Genomic DNA, 7,279 nt, shown 5'->3' with positions numbered 1-7,279 from the left:
ACAACGCACCATCGTCCACCAACTGGACCTTGCTCTCCGTTCGGTCGATCCCGAGGAGCGACAAGGCGGGCGCGACATCCTGGAAATGCTCAGCAGCCGCGACAACCTGTCTGCAGGCATGGACCGGACCATTACCAGGTTGAGAGATCTTGCTAACGCAACACCCGTTCACGAGTCACCGGCGAGCATTCCGGCTCCCGAGGCTGGCGCGGCGTCGACACCGGTGGCGCTCGCCCCGCTTCGCACGAGCAAAACAGATGTCGGTGGCCCTATTCCGGTGCAGTTGACGACTTTCGTCGGACGGCAGGGTGAAATCAACGAGCTGCGGCAGCTGGCTTCCGCCAAGCGATTGGTGACCCTCACCGGTGCCGGTGGCGTGGGCAAGACCCGACTGGCAGTGGAGCTGGCCGCCCAGCTCGCTGACGCATTCGGCGGCGAAGTGTGGTGGCTGGATCTGGCGCCGATCACCGATCCTGACCTGGTCGCGGTCGCGTTGGCGCGCACGCTGAAACTGCCCGATCAGACCGGCCGCTCCACCATGGACAACCTGCTGAGATTCATCGGGGAGCGCCAGATGCTGGTGGTGTTGGACAACTGCGAGCATCTGCTGGACGCCTGTGCGGCGCTTCTCGTTGCACTGTTGGGTGCTTGTCCGGGATTGAAAATTTTGGCGACGAGCCGTGAACCGATCGGGGTGGCCGGTGAGGTGACGTGGTCGACACCGTCGCTGTCGCTGACCGATGACGCGATCGAGTTGTTCGCCGACCGCGCCCGCTTAGCCCGGCCCGATTTCGACATTGCGGACAATGCGGCAGTAGTGGCCGAGATATGTCAGCGCTTGGATGGGGTGCCGTTGGCGATCGAGTTGGCGGCAGCGCGGATGCGCTCGTTGTCGCTTGACGAAATCATCGACGGTCTGCACGACCGCTTCCGGTTGCTGACCGGCGGGGCCCGCACCGCGGTCCCGCGCCAGCAGACCCTGCGCGCCTCGGTGGACTGGTCGCACGAGTTGTTGCCTGAGCCCGAACGTCTAGTCCTTCGCCGGCTGGCGGTGTTTATGGGGGGATTCGAGCTGGATGCCGCGAAGGCAGTCGCCGGTGATGCTGACGCGCCGCCCTACCAGATCCGCGACGAACTTTCGTCGCTGGTGGACAAGTCGCTGGTGGTGGCCGACGTCAACCGACACGACACGCGGTATCGGCTGTTGGAGACGGTGCGTCAGTACGCGCTGGAAAAACTCGACGAATCCGGCGAGGCCGACATGGTGCACACCCGGCACCGCGACCATTACACCGCGCTATTCGACGCCCCCGCGTCCGGCAGTCATCAGCAGCAGATCGAGCACGCGGAAGGCGAGATCGACAATTTACGTGCCGCTTTCGAGTGGAGTCGGGAAAACGGCGATAGCGAGCTCGCCTTACGGCTGGCCTCATCGCTGCTGCCGCTATGGCTGCGGGGCCGGGCGCTAGAGGGGCTGGCCTGGTTTGACGTGGTTCTTGTCGACGACCCGGCGTTGGCGGCGCCTGCGCGTGCAGGGGCACTGGCCGACAAGGCATTGCTCGACTTTTATACGGGGAACTTTTTTCGCGTGGATCTGGCCGAACACGCGCTGGCGATCGCACGCGGACTCGACGACCCGGCGCTGCTTGCCCGGGCGCTGCTCGCCTGCGGCGCTGTCCACGCCTTCAACTTCGAAGTTGCCCTACCCTTCTTTGAGGAGGCGATCGAACTCGCCCGCTCAGTCGGCGATGAGTGGCGGTTGGCCCAGATCCTTGGCTGGCAGGCGTATTCGGCCTTCTTCGCGGGCGACCCGGTCGCCGCATGCGCGGCCGCCGAAGAAGGGCGCGACCTCTCCGATGCGCTCGGTAACGGCTTCCAATCGCGGCTATGTTGTTGGTGCATCGGGATGGCGCAATGGATTAGCGCAGATTTGGCGCGAGCCGCCGCACAGCTCACCGACGTGGCGACCGATGCCCAGGCGGCTCACGACTCGGTGCGAAGGGCGGGCAGCTTAGTATCCCTAGGCCATACGCTTGCCTACCTTGGTGATACGAGCGGTGCGCGTGCCGCCGCGGAGGTGGCCATCGAGCTCACCGCGTCCCTCGCAGGCGTCCAACAGAGCTTTGGCTTCGGGGCATTGGCGAATGCCTGCTTGGCGGCCGGCGATGTTGCTGCGGCGGTAGCCGCTACCGAAGCGGGATGGGAGGTGTCTGGGCAGCCCCTGCTGTTGACGATTCTGACAAGAAACGTCTACCCGATGGCCGAGGCTGAGCTGGCAGAAGGCGATGTGAGCGCAGCGCGCCGGGGGGCCGACAAGGCCGTTTCGGTGACGTCGGGAGCGCATCGGATGATTGCGCTGGCCACGCGTGTTCGGGTGGCGATCGCACAGGGTGACTTCGAGCAGGCCGAGCGTGACGCCCACGATGCGCTCGCGATCGCCGCAGAAACCAAGGCATACCTGACGATTCCCGATGTCATCGAGTGCCTAGCAGGGATGGTCGCCGACTCGGGTAGTTACCGTGAAGCGGCTAGGCTACTCGGCTCAGCGCAGGCAATCCGGGATAGCACTGGCCAGGTCCGCTTCAAGATCTACGACGCCGATTACGATGCGGCGGTTGGCGACTTACGAGAAGCCATGGGAAACAAGGACTTTAAGAACGCGTGGGCACAGGGTGCCGCCCTTTCGGCCGACGAAGCGATCGCCCATGCGATGCCCGGCCGCGGGCCGGGTGAACGCTAGGGCAGCGGTTGAGCCGAGTCGGGCTGTCTTTCACAGGACTTTGCGCACGACGAACTGCGACCAGTCGGGCTCACGGGTTGCCGCCCAGTATTCGTTGAGCCGCCACGGGCTGACGGTGTGGATTTCCCCGTCGGCATTTTTGAAATAGGAGTGTTTGACCGCTGGGTGCGACCACACCATCTGCTTGATTTCGGCCTGAGTGCGCTGATGCCAGGCGCTGGCCGCTTCGGCGGTCGATTCAATCGAGTGGATGTTCGCCTCGACAAGTTGCGCCAGGCAGCGGTTGATGTAGCGCATCTGCAGCTCGGAGTTGAAGATCAGGCTGCCGCCATGGGCAAGATGTGCGCCCGGTCCGTACACGAGGAAAAAGTTGGGAAACCCCGGAACTGTGATACCCAGGTACGCGTATGGTCGCCGGCCCCACACGCGGTGCAAGTCGACCCCGTCCCGGCCAGTGATGGCCATCGGCCACAGCACATCGGTGTGCCGAAACCCGGTGGCGTAGACGATCACATCGACATCGTGGACGGTGCCGTCGGCGGTGACGACGCCGTCGGGAGTGATCCGCTGGATGGGACTGCGCACCAAGGCGACGTCGTCGCGGCGCAGCGTATGCAGCCAGGTGCCGTTGTCCTGCAGCGTCCGCTTCCCGGTGACCGGATAGTCGGGGAGCACCTTGGTCAGCAGATCCTGGTCTCCGTCAACCTGATTGGTGATCCAGTCGGTGAACATCATGCGCGCGGCGGCGTTGATTTCGCTGACCGCGTAGTCCTGATCGGGGTAGGCCGGGTCGACCCGCGCCGCGTCGAGCCCTTTGTCGGAGCCGGGCCAAAGTACCAGGAACCGGTACCAGCGCCCGTAATACGGCAGGTGGTCCATCGCCCAGCGCACGCCGTCGCCGACCGACTCGTGGTACATCGGGTTGGGAAACATCCACTGGGCGGTGCGCTGAAAAACGGTGAGGTGCTCGGCGTCGTCGGCAATGGCGGGCGCGATCTGAAAGCCGCTGGCGCCGGCCCCGATCAGCGCCACGCGCTTACCGGTCAGATCGACCGAGTGGTCCCACTCCGCGGAATGAAACGACGGCCCGCGAAAGGTCGCAGCACCCTCGAATTTCGGTATGTGGGGCCGGTTTAGCTGGCCGACTGCGGTGATGACGGCGCGAGCATGCATCGTGGTAAAACCCTCGTCGGGCTCGCGCACCGTGACCGTCCACATGCCGTCCTCGTCGTCCCACTCGGCGGCAACAACCTCGGTCTGCCAGCGCACGTGGTCGCCGAGACCGTGTTTGTCCATCACCGTGGTGAAGTACTTCTGCAGCTCTGGCTGTTCGGCGAAGAAGTGCGTCCAGTCGTTGCTCGGCTCAAAGCTGTAGCAGTAGAAATGGTTTGCCACATCGACACGCGCGCCCGGATAGCGGTTCTCCCACCAGGTTCCACCGGGACCGGTGTTCTTCTCCACGATGGTGAATGGAATATTGGCTTGCTTCAAACGAATTCCAGCCAGAATTCCAGATTCGCCGCATCCGATAACGACAACGGGCACTTCCGCCGCGCGATCAGGGTCCAACGGCGCCGGGCGGCGCGGATCGGTGCCGTCGAGATCCATCTCTTCGGCGAGCAGTGCCAGATAATCTTCGGGCACGGTCTCACAGACCGCCCAGTCCATCATTTCTTTGATCAGCTCCCGCGGCAGCGCCGCGGGCTCGGGACAACCACGGTCGCGGTAGGCGGCGATCACCGGTAGCGCTTCCGCCCGAGCGCGCGCTTTGTCCTCCTCGGACATAAATCCCTGGACCTCGTTGAGAAAGATCCCGGCAGGTTTGAAGTCCCGGATGAAGCGGGGATCGCCAGTGATGTGCAGCAGCGACAGCAGCAGGGTTGGGATGCTGACTTGCTCAAGCGCTGCGGCAATGTCGGCGGTGGAAGTGGTGAAAGGCTGGCCGGCGTAGCGGCTGCGTTTCAAGGCAAATCCTTCCGTAAGCCCCAATTACGATACGCACGGTTGCGTAATTGACGTTAAAACGATACGCCGAGCGTCGTACTCGATCAAGGGACGATCCGAAGCGTTTTACCGTCCCGCTGATCATCGATCCGAACTTCACTGCGATCGGCCACTTCTCGTCGATCTTCATCGGCCTGCTGTTCTATCCGATAGCCCGCACGCGCGGCAGGCCACCGGTGAATCCGACCCAGCTGTTCGTTGTGCCTAAGTCCGGATAGCGGTCAGGTAGCCGAGCCCGGCGGACATAGCCGCTTCTTCGTCGTTGTTTGTCTGGACCGAAAGCCCGTGAGCGGCAAACAAATCGGCAACGCTGATGGCCGAAACGTTCCAGCCGTGGCTGCCCAGATAGTCGGCCACATCGTTGCGGTCACCGCCGTACCACAAATCGGTCATCTCCAGGTCGAATCCGTGATCACGCCAGCGTTCGGTGGCTTGGCGCATCCGGTCGGCCATCATCGGCACCGCCTGGCTGGCGTCCGGCATGCTCTCGGTGGCCAGTTGACTACCCGCTGCGCTCAGCATGGTGATGTTGTCCAGCAACGCATCCTGGGCCTCTGGCGGCAAAAAGGGCATCAAGCCCTCGGCGCTCCACGCGGTGGGTTGGGTGGGATCAAGACCGGCTCCGCGCAACGCAGCCGGCCAGTCGTGACGCAGATCGATAGCCACCGAGCGGCGGTCGGCGGTGGGGGCGGCGCCCAGGTCGGCCAGGGTAGTGGTCTTGAACTCGATGACCGCTGGCTGGTCGATCTCATAGACCGTCGTCCCGGCCGGCCAGGGCAACCGGTAAGCGCGGGCATCCAACCCCGATGCCAGGATCACCGCCTGGCGGATTCCGCCGTTGGTTGCCTCGACGAAGAAGTCGTCGAAAAACCGAGTGCGCACAGCCATCATGTCCCGCATTCGCTGCATGCCCCACTCGCCGTTGTCGTCGACCTCGGCCGGATTCAATTCGCCAGTGGCCAAGCGGGTGAAGAAGTCGACGCCCACCGCACGAACCAGCGGCTCGGCGAAGGGATCGTTGATCAGTGGGTTGCCCGCCCGGCTCGCCAGCGCGCGCCCGACGGCGACGCCGGTCGCGGTGGCGCCCACGCTGGTGGCGAGGTCCCAGGTGTCGTTGTCGGTCCGTGCCATGTCAGCACCTCCTGCATGTCATGCTGCCTGGATATTTAGCTTGTTTAATCGACTGTACCCGCGTTCCCGGACACGTAATCTGGGCGAGATGCGGCACTATTACTCGGCTGACGCGATCCGCGAGGCCGAAGCGCCGCTGTTGGCCAGCCTGCCCGAGGGCACGCTGATGAGGCGGGCGGCGTACGGGCTGGCCACCGCGATCATCGGCGAGCTGATCGCCCGTACCGGCGGGGTTGCCGGACGCCGGGTATGCGCGGTCGTCGGCTCGGGCGACAACGGTGGTGACGCACTATGGGCGGCAACCTTCCTGCGCCGCCGCGGCGCGGCCGCCGACGCGATACTGCTCAAACCGGAACGCACCCACCAGAAGGGGTTGGCGGCGTTCCGCAAGGCTGGCGGCCGGATCGTCGAAAAGATCTCTGCAGAAACAGATTTAGTCATCGACGGCGTCGTGGGCATCTCCGGCTCAGGGTCGCTGCGACCAGATGCGGCCGATGTGTTCGAAGCCGTCGATGCCAAGGCGATTCCGGTTGTCGCCGTTGACATCCCCAGCGGCGTCGACGTGGCGACCGGCGCGATCACCGGTCCGGCTGTACACGCCGCGCTGACCGTCACCTTCGGCGGCCTGAAACCGGCACACGCGCTGGGTGACTGCGGCCGTGTCCGCCTCATCGACATCGGCTTGGACCTGCCCAAGACCGACGTGTTGGGCTTCGATGCTGCCGACGTGGCTGCGCGCTGGCCGGTGCCCGGACCGCACGACGACAAGTACACCCAAGGTGTGACGGGGGTGATGGCCGGCTCATCGACGTATCCGGGTGCCGCGGTGCTGTGCACCGGCGCCGCCGTGGCGGCCACCTCCGGGATGGTCCGCTACGCCGGCAGCGCGCACAGCGAGGTGCTCGCGCAGTGGCCCGAGGTGATCGCGTCGCCCACCCCGGTGGCGGCCGGGCGGGTGCAGGCCTGGGTCGTCGGGCCGGGCCTGGGCACCGACGAGACCGGCGCTGCCGCACTGTGGTTCGCGCTAGGCACCGACCTGCCGGTGCTGGTCGACGCCGACGGGCTGACCATCCTGGCGGCTCATCCCGACATGGTCAGCGGCCGTCGCGCCCCGACCCTGCTGACGCCGCACGCCGGTGAGTTCGCCCGACTGGCCGGCGCCCCGCCCGGCGACGACCGGGTGGGCGCCACTCGTAAGCTCGCCGACGCGCTCGGGGTCACCGTGTTGCTGAAGGGCAACGTCACCGTCATCGCCGAGCCCGGCGGGCCGGTCTATCTGAACCCGGCAGGACAGTCCTGGGCGGCGACCGCCGGGTCCGGCGACGTGCTGTCCGGGATGACCGGCGCTCTGCTGGCGGCGGGGCTGCCGGCAGGCGAAGCCGCAGCCGCTGCGGCCTTCGTGCA

5 protein-coding genes are annotated in these 7,279 nt (G+C 65.4%); 3 read left to right on the top strand and 2 right to left on the bottom strand.

The window, feature by feature from the left end; all coding sequences use genetic code 11:
- On the top strand, positions 1-2,740 hold a 2,740-nt coding region (locus WAN71_RS17625; RefSeq protein WP_422226566.1), incomplete at its 5' end, for an ATP-binding protein.
- 30 nt (positions 2,741-2,770) lie between these two features.
- Here the strand turns inward: WAN71_RS17625 and WAN71_RS17620 are convergent.
- Entirely contained in the window at positions 2,771-4,705 is a 1,935-nt protein-coding gene (locus tag WAN71_RS17620; RefSeq protein WP_422226565.1) for a flavin-containing monooxygenase, read from the bottom strand.
- 47 nt (positions 4,706-4,752) lie between these two features.
- Here WAN71_RS17620 and WAN71_RS17615 point away from each other — a divergent pair, with 47 nt between their 5' ends.
- Positions 4,753-4,962 carry a hypothetical protein gene (locus tag WAN71_RS17615; RefSeq protein ID WP_422226564.1) on the top strand — a complete coding sequence of 70 codons (210 nt, stop codon included), beginning with the start codon at positions 4,753-4,755 and terminating at the stop codon, positions 4,960-4,962.
- Here the strand turns inward: WAN71_RS17615 and WAN71_RS17610 are convergent.
- Positions 4,949-5,875: a class I SAM-dependent methyltransferase gene (locus WAN71_RS17610; protein ID WP_422226563.1), complete on the bottom strand. Its 927-nt coding sequence runs from the start codon at positions 5,873-5,875 to the stop codon at positions 4,949-4,951. The two genes, WAN71_RS17615 and WAN71_RS17610, sit on opposite strands and share 14 nt — an antisense overlap.
- Positions 5,876-5,963: 88 nt before the next feature.
- On the opposite strand from WAN71_RS17610, the gene WAN71_RS17605 reads away from it, so the two are divergent.
- Positions 5,964-7,279, top strand: a 1,316-nt coding sequence (locus WAN71_RS17605) for an NAD(P)H-hydrate epimerase (RefSeq protein ID WP_422226562.1), incomplete at its 3' end; no start/stop codon positions are given.

The sequence above is a fragment of the Mycobacterium sp. genome, from assembly GCF_049280035.1.
Lineage (GTDB): Bacteria > Actinomycetota > Actinomycetes > Mycobacteriales > Mycobacteriaceae > Mycobacterium.
Note: the sequence above shows the minus strand (reverse complement) of the source record. Positions and strands in the feature narration are given on the sequence as shown.